Consider the following 15,675-nt stretch of genomic DNA (forward strand, 5'->3'; position numbering starts at 1 on the left):
AAAATAATAATTGAGTTACTCAAAATAATATTTTTTAAATTAATCAATAACCTCACAAACATATTTTGTAATAGAATTATAGTTTTTATATGAACTACAGAATTTATGTGCTCCCCAGTTTAATAATTTAGTTGCTAGCCAACCACCTAGTACTCCCGCTGCCCAAATTATAATAGGAGCAACACGAGCGGTATTGTTTTTACTAAAATCCTTCATCAAGTCTTTTTGCTCCTCACTAGATAGAGAATTAAATTCAGTTGCTAATTTACTCGCTTCTGTAGAAGTAAGTTCAGTTGTATTTATTAACTTCTCTTCATCCATAAATAGTTTATTGGTATTTTTATCAAAGGTGATACTTTTAAGTAAAGAATTTGTTAATTCAACTTGTTCTTTACTGCTAACTTCAGAAGCATATACACTAGCTGTGGTAAATCCAATATTCAAAAGTAACGCCGATACGACTGCAATAATCATAATTTTTAAAATTGGCATTTTCTCAATGATTGATTTCATAAATAAATATCTCCCTTAAGTATACTTTTTAGTTTATTTTTATTTAAATCTGGATAACTATAAATCTTAATAATCTTATTTCTCTTGATATAAATTAATGTAGGAACTGTACTTATCTTCTCTTTTTTTATGAATTTTTTAAATTGCGGATTATTACTTTGTTTTTTTGTGTCTATGTAATAAATTTTTTGTCTATCTGATGAATTTACCTTTTTTACTTGTGAAACAAATTCACGACAAGTTGGACACGTCTCTCGACCTAAGTAAATAATACTATTCTTTTTTGTATTGCTAATCTCTGAAATAGATGTGATCGAAATAAAATCACTTGATTGATAACGATATTTCATTAAACTCAAAAAAGTTTCACCTTTATTTACAACTAAAAAACACAGAACAAACACAAAGCAAAAAATAAATAATTTTCTCCTGCTACTCCTTTTCATAATTATTTTCCTCCTATTCAAAATAGTAATACATAATTGAACTTAACGAATGTAATTTTCCTATTTGAAGAAAAAGTGAATATGTTCAAGTCTAAAAAAGTAAAACGTTCTTTACTTTTTGTCTAGTGGATGTTTTAATTTTTATAAGGAAACTGAGAGGAGAATTAATACATGGTATACCTACTATCTGTAATTTTAATAATCACTACTGCATTACTTATTGGTGCAACACTTTCTAAAATTGGTAAGAAAAAAGATGAACTAGGAAAGATGATATTAAAAAATGCTTTAAGTAAATCAATGCTCCTGACGCTCGGATTAATAATTATTTCTTTGATAGCAGATTTAATTGGGAATTTATTGAACATTTCATTTTTAACCTCTTATAATCAATTATGGTCAATCTTAGTTGTAATTTTAATTATAATTTTTATTAATTTAAAAGTGGAAAGCAGAAAGTATTTTGAAGATGAAAAATAATGTAAAGGAATTGCGGAAAGCTAAAAAAATGACACAATCCGAGTTAGCAAAAATGACAAACGTAACTCGACAAACTATTATCGCAATTGAAAATGATAAATATGACCCTAGTTTGAAATTAGCCTTTTCATTAGCTAAATCATTAAATACTAGCGTAGATGAACTATTTATTTTTTTCGTGGGAGACTAGCTATGTTAGTTGGGAAAGCATTAAAATTCATACGTACTAGAAAAGGAATTAGTCAAACAGAATTAGCAAATAATATAATCTCTTCTTCATTTCTTTCAAAGTTAGAAAATGAGCAGACAAATGTATCATTTGATTTAGTTCTAGCGCTTATTGACAAGATGGGAGTTAGTATTGAAGAATTTACAGAATTAGCAAAATTTTTAGATAGAGAATACACAAAAACCTCACTGATGTCCATTGTAGAAGAACTAAACTTATGTGTAAAAAATAATGGGGATATTCAACCCATTCAACAAAAATTGTTGTACCATGATTGCACTTTATCCAGAATAGCCTTTAGTATTTCTAACTTGATTAGCCTACCAGAAAAATCATTGATCACACAAAAAGAGATAGAATCTTTGATGTTTGAGTGGGAGTATATTGGTCATATTGAAGTCTTACTGATTAGCTTATACTATCCCTATTCAAGTGAATTGTTCAAAAAAAATATTTTTGATCGATTTTGTCATTTACATTTATCAACTCCGAAAACAAAAGAATTTTCTAAAGATCACTTCACTCTCCTATCAGTGAAAAATGCACTACTATAAAATCGTCTTCAACTAAAATAACCGCACAAAAATCAACTCATTGACCTAATTTCTGTGCGGTTATTTTTATTACTAAAAAGATAGATTAACCTAGAAAACTTCCATTAAATTTTTAAAAAGAGTAATCTGAAGAGAAAACTCCAAAAACGATAATTTTTTTAGATTACTATAGTCATCCCCACGCTATCCACTCCCTAATTTAATTAACTCCAATGATTTTCTGAATCTGTCTCAGAACTTCCTTCATTAATTGAAAAACCATCAAATGTCTCTCCGTCGTAATATCGAAGCAACTCATCAACAGATAAGTTCATCGTCTTTTCTTTTTCTTCTTCCAATTCTTCCAGCATCTCTGTACGATACGCTTGATAAATCGTTGCTAATTTTTGTTGCATGACTTTTCTAGACTCACCTTGTGCATTGATTGTCGGTAATTCTTTAAGATAGCCTCGATACACTGGTCGTCCATCAATCAATTCAATGGGTAATTCAACTAGCGTTAGCCCCACTTCACGAAAATCTTCTTCAAACATTTTTTCTTCACTCCTCGCTATTTCCCCACTAAACCTGATACATTAATAGATAACACTAATTTAGGAGGATAACTATGACTCCTATCTTATTTCTTTTATTGCTACCTGTTAGCTACTGGTTCAATAAGAGAAAAAATATTTACATTAGATTTAATTTCCATCTTATCTTTTTATTTAACCTTTTAGAATTGGCATTTGTTCTGCCTTTAATGAATTAGCGCATGTGGTTGCTATTATCTTCTCTCACTTCTCCTTTAAATATTATCCTCGCTAGCTTTTATCCTTTGATTTTAGCGGATATTATTCTTTTTTACTAGTGGCTCAAACGAGTTGGCTATAGTATTTGAGTAAGAATACTCAATTTGCGTAGCTGGATTTATTTAGGTATTGCTTCGTTATCTACTTTGATTCAAGGTACAGATCAGCGCAGCAAGAAAATAAAAAAAAATCCTAGAAACTTTATAACGAAGCATCTAGAATCTTTTTTATTTTTATTTCTGATTTCCTTCTTCTGTTACAAAATATTGTCGATGATAAACAATAAATCCTAAACTTAACAAAACAATAATTGCTGCAAAATAAAACGAATATTTTTCATCAAAGATTTCTCCTATTTTCCCCGCAATGAATGGTGCCAAAGCTCCCCCAAAAAAGCGGACAAAACTATAACTAGAAGAAGCCACATTTCTCTCCAAACCTGGAATTTCCATCGCAATAGTTGTTAACAATGTATTGATGATTCCTTGGAAAAATCCTGCTAACACAATACTGATTGGTACAAGTATCGGAATTGATGTTCCCAAACCAAGTAGGATCAAACAAAATGTAAAGAAAACAAAAGCAGTCATGATTGTACGGTACGTTGTATACTTTCTTTCTAAAAATGGTGCTACAAAAATGGAAGAAATTGCCAACAACACACCCCAACCAAAAAAGACAAATCCCACTTGCATCTCAGTATAACCAGTTAACAGAAAGGGCGCATATGCCAGCAAAGTAAAAAAGCCAAAATTGTATAGTAATGCAATTAAACCAACTGAACGTAATTTATGATTAGCTAAAGCTTTCACTCCTTCTAAAAATTGAACCTTACGTTTCGGTTTTTTAATTTCAGGTAATAAAATAGCCAATGCAACAAAAGCACACAACATTAAAAAGGCGACACCAAAGAATGGGTATCTCCATGATCCACTTCCTAGTACGCCACCTAACAACGGACCAATTGCCATTCCGCAGCCAATCGCAGCTTCATACATCATGATTGCTTTCTCTGTGTTTCCTACCAAAATACTAACAATTGTTGCTAACGCTGTTGAAACAAACAGTGCATTACCGATCCCCCAACCAGCACGCAAGCCAATCAATAAACCAATATCATTTGATAATCCACCTAGTCCGGCAAATAACACAATAATCAACAAGCCCATCATCAATGTTTTTTTCAAACCAATTCTGCTAGATAAAAACCCCGTAAATAACATGACTACACCTGTTACTAACATATAACTCGTAAATAAAAGCGTGGTTTCTGCAGGCGTCGCATTTAATTGTAAAGCAATTGTTTTTAAAATGGGATCAACTAATCCTACTCCCATAAAAGCAATCATACAGGTTGCAGCCACAACCAATGCTGAATTTTTCTCGGAAGTTTGTTCTTCCAGTTCAATTTTATTCTCCAAATTTATCATTCCCCTCTACCTAGCATCATACATGACTCAAATTACATGTCAATATGCACATGTAATTTGAGTATATTTTTTATGATATAATAAAAAAAAACGGAGAAAGGAGTATTACTCAGTGAATACTTTATCTTATATTCTATTGTGTGTTCTTTTAACAAAGCCACGATCTGGCTATGAGTTAAAACAATTGATTAATATTTTCTGGGAGGCACACCATAGTCAAATTTACACAACTTTAGCGAAACTCGAGCAACAAGGTTACTTGTCTATCTTAGATAACGAGCAGCATTCACAGAAAAAAATTTATGAGCTAACGAATGAAGGACGTTTACTCGTTGAAGAATGGATTAAGGAAGAGACACCCTCACCAACACAAAAAGACGAATTTTTAGCAAAAATCTATGCCTTTTCTACATTAGATAAAAACACAGCAAATGGTTTGCTATTTACACGTGAACAACAATTGAATAAAATACTTCAAAAAAACCAAGCCAAATTAGATGGCCTTACCTCAACGAAAAAAGAAGACTTTGGACGCTATGTCGTCATCAAAAGAAAAGTTCTTCTTTGCCAACAAGAAATTTTATGGTGCCAACAGGTAAGAGATCAAATGCAAGCTTTCTTTGAATAAAAATAGAGTGTGTCACCTGTTGAGATGACACACTCTATTTTTATTTTGTTTGGATGATGTTCAATACTTTTCGAGAAAAAGGTCCTACGAAAAGGAGTTGTAAAGGTAAAGCTACAATGACATTCATTTTCCAAGCGTTCAGATACGCCGGTAATAAATTATCCGAGATTCCTTGTTCCATTATTACACCAAAAAGTGACATACAAGTAACCATGCCAGTGACCATTAAACAAGAAATTGTTAAGATAATAGGTACTTTTTTTTCTGGATTCAGTGGCAGTTTAAATACAATTTTTTTTGCTAAAACACCGATGACAAAAACATCTAATATGAAGGCAACAATAAATCCTGGAAGTAGCCCTATCATAAATTTTGTCAAGTAAAGCTCCTGATGTAACCATAAATTATAGATGCTCATTCCAAAAACCATTGAAAAGCACATCATCGTAGTAAAAATAATTCCTTCTTTTTTATTTGTAGGCACTCAAATCATTCCTTTCATTTTGTCACGAGGATTATCGTAGCACAGACAAAAAATTCTCGTAAGCATTTATTTTATTTATCCTAAAATAAATAAATCTTGACTTGAGTACTTAAAAAATGGGAATTTATTTGAAAGTAGTTAGTTTGTCAGCAGCTAAGCGAACAGACTCATACCCTTCTTCTACTGCTTTTCCGATGGATAAAATGATTACTGGTACGTATCTTTCTTTCTCCAAATCAAAAGCTTCTGCTAGTTGGTCTGCTTCAAATCCACCAATTGGATTCGTTTCGTACCCGTGTTCACGTGCGACCAACATGAATTGCATTGCAGCAAGACTAGAATCAACTTTGACTATATCGTTCATTTCTGACTTAGAAAATGATTTGTAGTAAGGAATGATTGCTGCCAATTGATGATCACGAACTTCTTTTGGCATCTTGCCAGCTTCATATGCTTGATTGTAGATTTCTTCACCATATTCATAACATTCTAGATCACCAAAAATCATCACCATAGCTGAAGATGTATCATTTTGTTTTGTATTGAAACGAATCAGTGGACGCAATTTTTCTTTTGCTTCGTCACTTTCTGCAACAACAAAACGCCATGGTTGCATGTTCACTGAAGAAGGAGCTGTTGTTGCTTTCTGAATCATGGTTAACATTTCTTCATGGGGGATTTTATAAGTTTCATCGTACACTCGGACGGATTTTCTGCCATACATAATTGTTGAAAAATCTTTTGCTTTTTCCATTTTATTCCACTTCTTTCGTTTTGATTGCTGATAATTGCGTATTTAATTTATTAAGCAACACTAATAGCTGTGACATTTCTTCTGGTTCAAATGCCGGCGATAAAATGCTAGCCATATCCGTGTGCTCTCTTTCGCAGTTTGAAAGTTTCTCTTCTGCTTTAGCGGTGAGGGTAACAACTACCTCACGATTATTTAAAGGATTTCGTTGTCGTGTAACGTAACCCTTTGTTTCTAATAATTTCAGGTGCCTAGTTACCGCTCCTTGATCGATTTGTAAGAATGATTGTAGCGTATTTTGTGAACAAGGATTCTTTTCTCTTAAAAGCGTTAATAATTCATAACGCGTCAAACTCAATCCAATATTCTCTTCAAAAATTTGAATAATCTTTTGATCTGCTACTTTAATTTGATATAAAACATGACTAATTTCTTCTAAAGACATCTGTTCCTCCTCACACTAACCATTGACTTGTCAATCGTTGACTCGTCAATAATAAAGCGATTTGTTGAGAAACGCAAGAATTTTTGCTTGTTAAATAATTTTTTTATTGGCGATTCAAGATGTAACCACTAATATTTTTTAATAATGTATATGAACAAGTTAATAACTTAGTGATATTTTTGACAAGAGGGTATTAGCTTACTGCACAAAAAAACTAGCCAACAACGTAAGAAAGTTAGTTAGCTAGTTCGTTAATTAAATTAATTCATCAATCAATAATTTGGCAATTGCTCGCACAGAAAACAGATTTTGTCCTGTTATCATTCGATCATCTTTGATTGCATATTCACGATAAAATCTTTTCTTCTTGAAATGGCCGCCACGTTTTTCGACCGCCACTTGGTTCAAAAATGGGACAACAGATTTTTTCCCTGCGATGATTTCTTCAGTCGTAGTAAATCCAGTAATATTTTTACCTTCAATCAAATAGTTACCACTCTTATCTTTAATATTCAATAGTCCTGCTACCCATGACACACAGAAACCAGATACCCATTGTTATCATAAATAGTAGACGCAAGATTTTGAATTGACAAATCATCCGGAAAATCCCACATCACACCATGTCCTCCAGTATAATAAATCGCAGCATAGTCAGCCGGATTCACTTGGTCTGGACGCAAAGTGTCCGTCAATCCGCTATGAATAAAATCAGGATTTTCATAAATTTCAAGAATTGATTCATCTATGTATTTCATACTGCGTGGATCAAGCGGGACAAATCCACCTTTTGGGCTAACAAAATCGACTTCAATCCCAGCATTTTTCATTTCAGCCACAAATTCAGCTACTTCACCTAACCACAATCCAGTTGGCTCCGTTGTCCCCTGATAATGAGTAACATTTGTTTCAACAATCAAGACTTTTTTCACGTTAATCAACCTCTGCGATGATTTGGCTCACGTCAACTAATAATTTTTGTAGTTTATTGATTTCAGCGGTTTCGTGTGTTAGATAATAGAAGTTTTTCGTTCCTTCACTACGATAATCAATAATTTTTGCCTCTTTTAAAATTTTTAAATGATGCGATACTGCTGGACGGGATAAATTCGTTATTTCAGTTAACTCATTCACTCTTACACCTTGGCAAGCACGATCTTCTAGCAATCTAATGATAATTGCCTGGCGTTTTTCATCACCCAAAGCGATTAAAAAATCACTCACTTCTGAGAATTCTTGTTTTAAATTCGTAAAATCAGGCATCTCGCATTCTCCGTTCATATTTTTAAACCATTAAACCACCAAAGTAGTCTTCTTGTCAAATTAGTTATTCTTTTTCCAGTGATGACGCATCTTTTTCACCCTCCCCTGAAATTATCGACCAGAAATCAGAAAATTTCTCTATATACTTAAGGTATCAAGTAAATAATTACAGGAGGAAACAAGATGAAATGGTATAAACTTTCAACTGAACAAGTGAAGCAAAAAACACGTGCTGAAACAGCTGGACTGACACAACAGGAACGTCAAGCTCGTTTAGAAACTGATGGATTAAATAAAATTGAAAAGCAAGAACAATTGAAGCCATGGCAAAAGTTTGCGAAACATTTTACGGATTTATTGATGATTGTCTTGATGATTGCCGCATTACTCAAGTTTTTCACCGGAGATATCATTGGCGGGACTATTATTTTGTTAGTAGTCGTTATCAATGGGTTGATTAGTTACTGGCAAGAAAGAAAAGCTGAAGACTCTTTAGATGGGCTCAGAAATATGATGGGACAAGAATCAGTCGTCCTTAGCGCTGGTATTCAAGAAACGATTGATGCGGAACAACTCGTCCGAGGAGATATTGTTATCCTAAAGGCAGGAGATGTTGTCCCGGCAGATCTACGTTTGATTGACACACACGATTTAACCATTGAAGAAGCTATTTTGACCGGGGAATCTTTAGCCGTTGAAAAGCAAAGTGCCACGATTGAAGAAACATCACCAACAGGAGATCAAGTGAATATGGCATTTTCTGGCACATTAGTTCAAACAGGCTCTGCCCAAGGTATCGTTGTCGAAATTGGAAATCAAACTGAGATTGGGAAAATCAACAAGGCACTTCAGTCTGTACAAGTGCAGACAACCCCTCTTATTAAAAAAATGCACCAATTAAATAAATACATTTTTCAAGGCATTTTGGCCCTGATCGTATTCTTACTTTTCTTCTCTAGTTTAAGATACGGACTGGAATTGAATCTGATGTTCTCTGCTTCAGTTGCACTGATTGTCTCAATGATTCCAGAAGGATTACCCGCTGTCTTAACAATGATCCTTTCAATGGGCGTCAAAGAAATGGCAAAAGAAAATGCTATCATCAAAGGCATGCCAACAATTGAAACACTAGGTTCGATGACTGTCATTTGCTCCGATAAAACAGGAACATTGACCAAAAACGAAATGACCGTGATGGACGTCTTAACTGATGAACCACAAATGATGAAAGAGATCATGAACAACTGTCAAGAATTAAAGACTAAAGACGATCAACCAATCGAGCAATTAAAAGGGAACCCAACAGAATTAGCTTTACTAAACTACGTCAAAAATGATGAGTTAACTTTAAAACCAGTTCTAGGCAAGATTCCTTTTAGCTCAAGTTACAAATACATGGCCACTGCACATTCTATCGACAAGCAATTTCTTGTTTTTATCAAAGGCGCACCAGAAGTTTTGATGAAAAAATCACAATTAACTGAACAAGAAAAATTAAATTGGGAAAAACAATCTACACAATTAGCAGAAAAAGGCCAACGAGTTCTTGGTTTCGCCTACAAGACCTTCACAGAGCCTACAGAATTAACCCATGAGCTTTTAACCAATCTGAACTTCGTTGGTTTATCTGGTATCATTGATCCTCCAAAAGAGAGTGCGATCCAAGCCGTCAAAGAAGCTCAGCAAGCTGGAATTTCAGTCAAAATGATCACAGGAGATCACAAAGAAACAGCTAAAGCCATTGGCATTCAAATTGGATTGAAGCACACAGAAAATGTGTTAGAAGGTGTCGACATCGATTTGTTATCAGATGAAGAACTTGCTAAACAAGTCCAAAAAGTTGATGTTTTTGCTCGAACAACGCCTGAACATAAGTTACGAATCGTCACAACTTTACAAAAAAATGACGAAATTGTTGGGATGACTGGTGATGGTGTCAATGATGCGCCAGCACTAAAGAAAGCAGATGTTGGAATCGCTATGGGAATCAAAGGTAGTGAGGTCAGCAAACAAGCCGCAGACATGGTTTTAGCTGATGATGACTTCCATACGATTGCTAAAGCAGTCAAAGAAGGACGCAGACTCTTTGATAATTTGCAAAAAACAATCAATTTCTTCTTACCCACCGCATTAGCACAAGGGCTAATCGTGATTGTTGCTTTATTGTTGAACCGTCCACTTCCCCTAACTACTGTTCAAATTTTGTGGGTCAATATGGCTACGACCATTACACTTTCCTACGCTTTAGGATTTGAAAAAGCAAGTCCAAACGTGATGAAGCGCCCTCCTAGAGAAACAAATGCTGGCATCTTGTCACTGTATAATGTCTTTCGGATATTCTACGTATCCTTGTTAATCATGGTGCCTGCCTACCTCTTATCCATTCAGTTCGATGGCGCTGCATTACAACAAACTGTCTTGTTACAAAGCATCGTTTTAGGTCAAGCAGTCTACATGATTAATTGTCGCGAATTACTTGATCCTTCACTCAACCAAGGCATCTGGAAAAACAAAGCCCTGTTTATTTCACTAGGCATCTTGTTCATCCTTCAAGCAATCGTGATTTTCTTACCAGCTGCTCAACAATTGATTGGCACAACTAGCTTATCCCTTAACCAACAATTATTGATTTTTGGCAACGCATTGGCTCTGTTTTTCATCGTTGAGCTTGAGAAAAAAATCAGTAAAAATTTTTTAAGCAAAAAAAAAGCACCTAACCATGAGTCTGTCTCCTAAGAGAAGACCTGGCTAGATGTAAGAATGATTCGTGAGTTCAGTCAACCGACTGAGCTCATTTTTTGTAGGTATCAATGAAAGATAAAAAACCGGTAACGGAGAACTATCAATTGGGATATTTGAAACAATCAAATCACCGGCTTGATACGTGAGCTCATTTAATTGAGTCAATTCAATTGGTTCAATGCGAATCCGTTTGCCTAAATAATCAGACAACTCTTGTTGTAAAAATAATTTCCAAGCAGGTTCACTTTGAAAAATAAGATAAATAGTTATGGTGTGTGTTTTGATTGAGAAAATTGCTTGTTGGCACAACAAAAGAAAAATATTCACAAAATATGCTTGCTCTTTAATCGATGCGACTTTCAATAATTCTTGAAATAGTTCTTCCCCTATCATTTGGACGATGGGATATGCTTCATTTTGTTGAATCAACAGTTCTTGATACTCTAATTGAAACTGCTCTGAAAGACTGGGTGACTCAGCATATTTCAATAATAGGATCAATAAATTACACTTCAAGTGTGTCTCGTGTAATTTGGGAAGATTGAGTTTTTCAGCCAATTTTTGAACCGTTTCTTGTGCTTTCTCAAGTAAGTTAGGATAGTCAGTATTTAAAACAGTCTTCACTTCTTCACCAAATTCATTGTTATAATTCCAGCTTTCAAAAAAACAGAAGAAAGCAAAAAACAGTTCTGATTCTTCAAGATAAATGCCTTCTTTTTTATACAATTTTTTTAATGATGGGACATATAAACATAACAGTGGATCCTTCTGATTAAATGAAAATTGGTTGATCTGGCAACCCGCCTTGATTCTGATCGTATTGATAAAGAACCAGCAAATGCCAAATATCTGTTCTGTTTCAACTTTCAGTTTAGTTGAGATATCTTTCGCTAAAAAGTATTGATAATGATCTTCGTGAATAAAATAGTCTTCAAAAAAATAATTATTATGGGTAAATGGCAAAAGTAATCTATGATAAAAAATCCGAATTGAGCTTTCTTCTCCAACTAGCTGTGCTGTTCCGCCTTTTAAACGAATGCGAATATGATAATTTTTTAGTTTCTGATTGACCTTTGTGGTGTGGCGTTTGAGTGTTTCCATTGAGATTCCTGTGTTATACAAAAAATCGGATAAATTTAATTCCTTTGTAAAGAGTAGCTCCTTGACTAATTGAAGAGTAATCGAGTGTGGCAAGAAGACTTCCCAAATATCATTTGTTGCAACTGTAATTTCACTAATCAATTTGATGCCATTATTGTCTGTAGCTATTTCCCAACCAGAAGGTAAATAACTACGAACGGAATTCAAATCTGAAAAAACGGTTCGTTCCGTCGTTTCGATTTTTTCGGCTAACTCTTTGACTGTAACTTGTGAATTATTAAGAAGTTGCTCCAACAATAACACCTGTCGATATAAATCTTTTTCTGTTATAAATTGTTTCACTAATGAGTACATACGGAGCCCCCTTTCCAAAAAATAATCAGCTCGTAAAAATTGGTGTGACAAATTTTTTATGTGTAAACCAACTGAAAAAATAGTTATTTCATCTTTTTGATCTATATCCATACTTTAATTAAATGATTGAATTTTGATTCGATATTCCCTGATTTGTAGCAGTTTCATGGTTTCCGACATCGTTTTCATTACTTTACTAAGTATAATTTTAAATAAATAAAATGAAAAGACTTAACTTGGTAAGGGATAAACTAAATTTGAATTTTGGTAGTTAATTAGTACTCACTTTCCAGAATAACTTTCATTACAAGCAACATTCATAAAAAATAATCCTTCCAAAAACCTGGAAAGTGCCTTGAAAAAATAGAATGGAATGGTACTCGATTGCCTTAAAAGTCTCTGTCCCATACTATATTCGTAAGCGAATGAGTTCGCAACGACTCTAGCAGTTAAAGACGGGTTCTATTAAAATCCATGAGATGATATACTATTTATATTTAATACGTACGATAATTAAGCATAAAACGTTTTTAATGATAATAATGAATTTAGGGGTGATCATTTGGCTATATATATCTTAGAAGACAATATTGTTCAGGGTATCTATTTAAAGCAAATTCTTGAAAAAAAGATACTTGATCCTCATGAACAAATTCATCTTCATTCAGACATCGAAAGCATATATGAAAAAATATATTTAAACAGTGAAATGAACCTGTATTTCATTGACATTGATCTACACAAAGAAATCGAAGGCGGTTTTAATGGGGCGAAAAAAATTAGAGAAATTGATAAAGATGGGCTAATCGTTTTTGTTTCAAGTCACTATGAACTTGCCTTGAAATCATACAAATATCTCGTAAATGCTTATACATTCATCAATAAAAATGATGATTTAGAGACATTTACAACTGAGATTGCTAACTGTGTTTCAGCATATAATAACTCAAAAGCATTAACTAATACCTCTGATTTCATCTCAATAGAAACCAAATCAAATATATTTAGACTCGATCCTTCTCTTATATGCTATTTTGAAAGTATCGGAATGCACAAAATTGCTATCTACGGTATATCTTTCTATAAGGAGTTTTATGGTTCGTTAAGTGAGATATTACCGTTACATCAAAGTTTTAAAAGAGTACATCATTCTTATATTGTTAACATAAATAATATTACTGATATCGATCGTAAAAATAAACTTATTAAAACCAAAAGTAGGAACCAAATTCCTATTTCTAGAAAATATTATAAAGAGATCACACAGTTAATACTGTGATGTTAGGAGTGTTTAATGGTCAAATAGGACGATCATCTTAAAATGGGGAAAATTTGGGTTATTATATTTTTTATATGGAGGGATTAAGTTTTAATGGTAAACTACATCGCACAAAAAATTTTCCTTATTTCAGTAGATGATAACGACGAAAGATCAATTTACACTCGATATTATATTGAATGCTATTTAGTAGGGTTACAGAAGCTTTGCGAAATAATCATATTGGCTGCTTTATTTAAGACTTTCAAAGAAACCATTATTGTAGGCTTTTTAATGACAGTAACGCGCAAATATTCAAAAGGTTGGCATTCAAAATCTAAACTGGGTTGCTCCGTTTTAAATGCACTTTTTTATGTAGTTATTCCCTATTTTATTGGAAAAATGAATTTCCAAATTTCTTATTTTGCTTTAGCAATAATAGGGATTGTAGTCTTAGTGCTAACTGCTATTTATGCCCCACAGTTTAACGCTGCAGAAATGAAAACTACAAAAGAAAAAAATTTGAATACAAAAGTTAAAGCGATCAGTGTAAATTTAGGCATTTTCATCATTTCCATCTTTTGTCCTAATGAAATTCAAAATCTTCTTGTTTACACATTAGTATTACAATCGTTAATGATTTATCCTCCATTAAAAAAATTTATTACAGGAGATGCTTACAAATGAAAAGTTTAAAATCTTACTTCAAAGAAAAAATTGAAAAGAAAGTGGATGCAGCTGTGTTAGCTGAAAAGGGAGCGATTGATGTTACTGCTATTACATCACCTAAATTTATGGGGCAATGGTTTTATGAAGTAGAAAAACCTAAAATAAAAAAATGATTATTTTCTACTTAATTGGGGCATTTTTATCCAGTTACTTTGTTACCTCTTTATACTTTTTTCTGTTAGGAAGTTCTCAAACTAAATTTAAACATAAGGCAATTTCAGCTATACTGATCTTTATTTTTCTTTTTGTAATTGGCTCCTCCTCTTTCCCTCAATTTCAGTATATTTTTGTTATTGCAATTTTAGTTCTGATTGGTTTTTATTTAAAAAAGCAGGAAAAGAAAACTTTAGTCATATTTTTAAGTATATTTACTGTATTGATTTCGGCCTTTTTGAATTTTACCGAACAATCTATCAACACAATCATCTTTAGGAATTATTCAAAAGAAGAACTAATAGTCTCTGTTTTAAACATCATTTTTCTTACCTTTAATATATTTATAATCAGGGTAGCAAAGCCAGACAAAGTCGCTTCAATGCGAGATTATTTACGACCCAATAAGTATCTTATCCCAATGATACTTATAAATATATTCTTGCTCGTATTGTTTTCTGAATTGACAACAAGTTATGCTCCAATAGAATTTATCCAAGATTTATTTTTGAATGACAAGGGACTAATGTACTTGTTCTTTTCACTTGGATTATTTACACTTTTGGTACTTATCCAATTTGGAAAACATCACACGGAGAACGAGCAGAATATCTTACTTTTGAGAAATCTAAGTGACTACAATAACGAGATTGAGCGTTTAAATGATGATTTAGCAATGTTTCGGCATGATTATTTAAATATACTCCACACACTTAGAATAGCTATTGCTAATGAGGATCTGGCGCAAATTAAGGATACTTATGAGCATGTGCTGGCACCTACAGAAAAGTTCCTTTTAAATATAAGTAAACAAAATACAGCTCTTTCAAAAATTAAAAATATTGAAATAAAAAGCTTAGTTAGTTATAAATATGAGTATGCAAAAAGAAGGAACCTATCCGTTTTTCTCTCAATCAATCAGCCAATATTTTTTGATCAAACAGTTGACTTAGTCATGTTAGTACGTATTTTATCTATTCTATTAGATAATGCGATTGAAAATACGATACCTACTGAAGATAAATCACTTTGGATATCTATCAACAAAGATATCAATAGCACTAATTTTATTATTGAAAACTCTTTTGAAGGAACCTTCCCTGAAATGAACAAAAAGAAAGAACGATATACTACAAAAAGCGATAAAAACAATCATGGACTAGGACTACTTTATGTAAATCAAATAACTAAAGAAAACGATAACTACGATTTAGAAACAACCATTGAAAACCAAATTTTCTCTCAAAAATTAACCATAAAAATATAAAAAAAGAGATTGTGAATGCAACGCCCCTAAAAGTTAGACTAAAACCTAACTTTTTTG

General features: G+C 32.9%; 18 protein-coding genes and 1 pseudogene. 9 read left to right on the forward strand and 10 right to left on the reverse strand.

Going from position 1 to position 15,675, the window contains the following annotated elements:
* Positions 1–39: 39 nt before the first annotated feature.
* A complete protein-coding gene (locus IGJ66_RS11840; RefSeq protein ID WP_095803866.1) occupies positions 40–513 on the reverse strand; it encodes a hypothetical protein in 474 nt (157 codons plus the stop codon).
* Positions 510–959 carry a hypothetical protein gene (locus IGJ66_RS11845; protein WP_095803867.1) on the reverse strand — a complete coding sequence of 150 codons (450 nt, stop codon included), beginning with the start codon at positions 957–959 and terminating at the stop codon, positions 510–512. Before IGJ66_RS11845 ends, IGJ66_RS11840 begins: the two co-directional genes overlap by 4 nt.
* A gap of 171 nt (positions 960–1,130) precedes the next feature.
* Here IGJ66_RS11845 and IGJ66_RS11850 point away from each other — a divergent pair, with 171 nt between their 5' ends.
* Genes IGJ66_RS11850 through IGJ66_RS11860 form a run of 3 tightly spaced genes read left to right on the forward strand, consistent with a single transcriptional unit; the run spans position 1,131 to position 2,222 of the window.
* The gene (locus IGJ66_RS11850) at positions 1,131–1,439 is read left to right on the forward strand and encodes a hypothetical protein (RefSeq protein ID WP_075491467.1); all 309 of its coding nucleotides are present in this window, start codon (positions 1,131–1,133) and stop codon (positions 1,437–1,439) included.
* On the forward strand, positions 1,429–1,629 hold the full coding sequence (locus IGJ66_RS11855) for a helix-turn-helix transcriptional regulator (protein ID WP_075491466.1): 201 nt from the start codon (positions 1,429–1,431) through the stop codon (positions 1,627–1,629). Before IGJ66_RS11850 ends, IGJ66_RS11855 begins: the two co-directional genes overlap by 11 nt.
* Positions 1,630–1,631: 2 nt before the next feature.
* The gene (locus IGJ66_RS11860; RefSeq protein WP_095803868.1) at positions 1,632–2,222 is read left to right on the forward strand and encodes a helix-turn-helix domain-containing protein; all 591 of its coding nucleotides are present in this window, start codon (positions 1,632–1,634) and stop codon (positions 2,220–2,222) included.
* A gap of 203 nt (positions 2,223–2,425) precedes the next feature.
* On the opposite strand, the gene IGJ66_RS11865 is transcribed toward IGJ66_RS11860, so the two are convergent.
* Positions 2,426–2,755 carry a hypothetical protein gene (locus IGJ66_RS11865; RefSeq protein ID WP_067484575.1) on the reverse strand — a complete coding sequence of 110 codons (330 nt, stop codon included), beginning with the start codon at positions 2,753–2,755 and terminating at the stop codon, positions 2,426–2,428.
* Between the two features lie 491 nt (positions 2,756–3,246).
* Positions 3,247–4,443, reverse strand: coding sequence for an MFS transporter (locus tag IGJ66_RS11870; RefSeq protein WP_430616647.1), 1,197 nt, complete (start codon positions 4,441–4,443; stop codon positions 3,247–3,249).
* A 112-nt stretch (positions 4,444–4,555) separates the two neighbouring features.
* Between IGJ66_RS11870 and IGJ66_RS11875 the strand changes: the two genes are divergently transcribed.
* Positions 4,556–5,071 (forward strand): PadR family transcriptional regulator, encoded by a 516-nt coding sequence (locus IGJ66_RS11875; protein ID WP_071869008.1) that lies wholly within the window; start codon positions 4,556–4,558, stop codon positions 5,069–5,071.
* A gap of 40 nt (positions 5,072–5,111) precedes the next feature.
* Here the strand turns inward: IGJ66_RS11875 and IGJ66_RS11880 are convergent, their stop codons facing one another.
* From IGJ66_RS11880 to IGJ66_RS11900, 5 genes and pseudogenes are all read right to left on the reverse strand, one after another.
* The gene (locus IGJ66_RS11880) at positions 5,112–5,555 is read right to left on the reverse strand and encodes a DUF2798 domain-containing protein (protein ID WP_368027195.1); all 444 of its coding nucleotides are present in this window, start codon (positions 5,553–5,555) and stop codon (positions 5,112–5,114) included.
* Positions 5,556–5,679: 124 nt separating this feature from the next.
* The gene (locus IGJ66_RS11885; protein WP_067484565.1) at positions 5,680–6,309 is read right to left on the reverse strand and encodes a nitroreductase family protein; all 630 of its coding nucleotides are present in this window, start codon (positions 6,307–6,309) and stop codon (positions 5,680–5,682) included.
* Position 6,310: 1 nt separating this feature from the next.
* Complete coding sequence (locus IGJ66_RS11890; protein ID WP_067484562.1) at positions 6,311–6,751, reverse strand: MarR family winged helix-turn-helix transcriptional regulator; 441 nt, start codon at positions 6,749–6,751, stop codon at positions 6,311–6,313.
* 255 nt (positions 6,752–7,006) lie between these two features.
* Positions 7,007–7,683: pseudogene (locus IGJ66_RS11895) on the reverse strand (type 1 glutamine amidotransferase domain-containing protein).
* Position 7,684: 1 nt separating this feature from the next.
* A complete protein-coding gene (locus tag IGJ66_RS11900) occupies positions 7,685–8,014 on the reverse strand; it encodes an ArsR/SmtB family transcription factor (protein ID WP_071869005.1) in 330 nt (109 codons plus the stop codon).
* Between the two features lie 183 nt (positions 8,015–8,197).
* Here IGJ66_RS11900 and IGJ66_RS11905 point away from each other — a divergent pair, with 183 nt between their 5' ends.
* The gene (locus IGJ66_RS11905; RefSeq protein WP_430616648.1) at positions 8,198–10,750 is read left to right on the forward strand and encodes an HAD-IC family P-type ATPase; all 2,553 of its coding nucleotides are present in this window, start codon (positions 8,198–8,200) and stop codon (positions 10,748–10,750) included.
* Between the two features lie 12 nt (positions 10,751–10,762).
* Here IGJ66_RS11905 and IGJ66_RS11910 read toward each other — a convergent pair whose 3' ends face one another.
* A complete protein-coding gene (locus IGJ66_RS11910) occupies positions 10,763–12,211 on the reverse strand; it encodes a helix-turn-helix domain-containing protein (RefSeq protein WP_067484550.1) in 1,449 nt (482 codons plus the stop codon).
* Between the two features lie 562 nt (positions 12,212–12,773).
* Here IGJ66_RS11910 and IGJ66_RS11915 point away from each other — a divergent pair.
* The 4 genes from IGJ66_RS11915 to IGJ66_RS11930 all read left to right on the forward strand — a co-directional run bounded on the left by IGJ66_RS11915 (position 12,774) and on the right by IGJ66_RS11930 (position 15,618).
* Positions 12,774–13,490: a LytR/AlgR family response regulator transcription factor gene (locus IGJ66_RS11915; protein ID WP_218657998.1), complete on the forward strand. Its 717-nt coding sequence runs from the start codon at positions 12,774–12,776 to the stop codon at positions 13,488–13,490.
* 93 nt (positions 13,491–13,583) lie between these two features.
* The gene (locus IGJ66_RS11920; RefSeq protein WP_067484547.1) at positions 13,584–14,156 is read left to right on the forward strand and encodes an accessory gene regulator B family protein; all 573 of its coding nucleotides are present in this window, start codon (positions 13,584–13,586) and stop codon (positions 14,154–14,156) included.
* A complete protein-coding gene (locus IGJ66_RS11925) occupies positions 14,153–14,311 on the forward strand; it encodes a hypothetical protein (protein ID WP_157495874.1) in 159 nt (52 codons plus the stop codon). Before IGJ66_RS11920 ends, IGJ66_RS11925 begins: the two co-directional genes overlap by 4 nt.
* Positions 14,308–15,618: a GHKL domain-containing protein gene (locus IGJ66_RS11930; RefSeq protein ID WP_231885453.1), complete on the forward strand. Its 1,311-nt coding sequence runs from the start codon at positions 14,308–14,310 to the stop codon at positions 15,616–15,618. Before IGJ66_RS11925 ends, IGJ66_RS11930 begins: the two co-directional genes overlap by 4 nt.
* The last annotated feature ends 57 nt before the right edge of the window (positions 15,619–15,675 follow it).

It is taken from the genome of Enterococcus sp. DIV0176, assembly GCF_050528535.1.
GTDB classification, from domain to species: Bacteria; Bacillota; Bacilli; order Lactobacillales; family Enterococcaceae; genus Enterococcus_B; species Enterococcus_B thailandicus.

What these genes read in the sequence shown, in the direction of transcription:
- IGJ66_RS11885 (WP_067484565.1), bottom strand. Translation starts at nt 6,309, where the DNA reads ATGGAAAAAGCAAAAGATTTTTCAACAATTATGTATGGCAGAAAATCC.
- IGJ66_RS11890 (WP_067484562.1), bottom strand. Translation starts at nt 6,751, where the DNA reads ATGTCTTTAGAAGAAATTAGTCATGTTTTATATCAAATTAAAGTAGCA.
- IGJ66_RS11850 (WP_075491467.1), top strand. Translation starts at nt 1,131, where the DNA reads ATGGTATACCTACTATCTGTAATTTTAATAATCACTACTGCATTACTT.
- IGJ66_RS11865 (WP_067484575.1), bottom strand. Translation starts at nt 2,755, where the DNA reads ATGTTTGAAGAAGATTTTCGTGAAGTGGGGCTAACGCTAGTTGAATTA.
- IGJ66_RS11905 (WP_430616648.1), top strand. Translation starts at nt 8,198, where the DNA reads ATGAAATGGTATAAACTTTCAACTGAACAAGTGAAGCAAAAAACACGT.
- IGJ66_RS11855 (WP_075491466.1), top strand. Translation starts at nt 1,429, where the DNA reads ATGAAAAATAATGTAAAGGAATTGCGGAAAGCTAAAAAAATGACACAA.
- IGJ66_RS11920 (WP_067484547.1), top strand. Translation starts at nt 13,584, where the DNA reads ATGGTAAACTACATCGCACAAAAAATTTTCCTTATTTCAGTAGATGAT.
- IGJ66_RS11845 (WP_095803867.1), bottom strand. Translation starts at nt 959, where the DNA reads ATGAAAAGGAGTAGCAGGAGAAAATTATTTATTTTTTGCTTTGTGTTT.
- IGJ66_RS11910 (WP_067484550.1), bottom strand. Translation starts at nt 12,211, where the DNA reads ATGTACTCATTAGTGAAACAATTTATAACAGAAAAAGATTTATATCGA.
- IGJ66_RS11860 (WP_095803868.1), top strand. Translation starts at nt 1,632, where the DNA reads ATGTTAGTTGGGAAAGCATTAAAATTCATACGTACTAGAAAAGGAATT.
- IGJ66_RS11900 (WP_071869005.1), bottom strand. Translation starts at nt 8,014, where the DNA reads ATGCCTGATTTTACGAATTTAAAACAAGAATTCTCAGAAGTGAGTGAT.
- IGJ66_RS11870 (WP_430616647.1), bottom strand. Translation starts at nt 4,443, where the DNA reads ATGATAAATTTGGAGAATAAAATTGAACTGGAAGAACAAACTTCCGAG.
- IGJ66_RS11925 (WP_157495874.1), top strand. Translation starts at nt 14,153, where the DNA reads ATGAAAAGTTTAAAATCTTACTTCAAAGAAAAAATTGAAAAGAAAGTG.
- IGJ66_RS11840 (WP_095803866.1), bottom strand. Translation starts at nt 513, where the DNA reads ATGAAATCAATCATTGAGAAAATGCCAATTTTAAAAATTATGATTATT.
- IGJ66_RS11930 (WP_231885453.1), top strand. Translation starts at nt 14,308, where the DNA reads ATGATTATTTTCTACTTAATTGGGGCATTTTTATCCAGTTACTTTGTT.